The organism is Streptomyces sp. x-19 (assembly GCF_046549115.1).
GTDB lineage: Bacteria > Actinomycetota > Actinomycetes > Streptomycetales > Streptomycetaceae > Streptomyces > Streptomyces albulus_C.
The window spans coordinates 1-635 of sequence record NZ_JAJPWK010000114.1 but is presented as its reverse complement, the minus strand read 5'-3'; the positions used below and the strand labels follow the sequence as shown (position 1 = coordinate 635).

At 69.9% G+C, this 635-nt stretch carries 1 protein-coding gene; it reads left to right on the top strand.

What is annotated here, in order from left to right:
• Nucleotides 1-107 precede the first annotated feature (107 nt).
• On the top strand, nt 108-635 hold a 528-nt coding region (locus tag ACLJT4_RS42510), incomplete at its 3' end, for a glutamine amidotransferase-related protein (protein WP_411130527.1).

Here is a 635-nt window from a genome sequence, read left to right as displayed (position 1 = left end):
GCAAGATCCACCGCTCCACGGAGGCCGAACTCGTGGCCAATCCGCGCGCCGCCCGGCGCTACTGAGACCGGGCGAGGGTGTCCGAGCGGTGTTCTAGACTTGTCCGCGTGAGTGAATCCCCTGACAACCTGAGCGAACTGGAGCAACGTCCGGTACTCGTGGTCGACTACGGCGCGCAGTACGCGCAGCTGATCGCCCGCCGGGTACGCGAGGCGAACGTCTACTCCGAGATCGTCCCGCACACCTGGTCCACCGAGAAGATCCTGCAGCGCAACCCCGCCGCACTGATCCTCTCCGGCGGCCCGGCGTCCGTGTACGCGCCCGGTGCGCCGCAACGGGACGCCGAACTGTTCGAAGCCGGCGTGCCCGTGCTGGGGATCTGCTACGGCTTTCAGATCATGGCCAACGCCCTGGGCGGGACCGTTGAGCGCACGGGTGTGCGCGAGTACGGGGCCACCGCCGCCTCGACCTCCGGGGACGGCGTGGGCACCATCCTGGACGGCACCCCGGACGTGCAGACCGTGTGGATGAGTCACGGTGACTCGGTCACCGCCGCACCCGAGGGTTTCACGACCCTTCACCCCGGGCCGCTCCCCTGCGTGGGAGAAGGCGGTCTCCCGGCGGCTCGGGCCGGC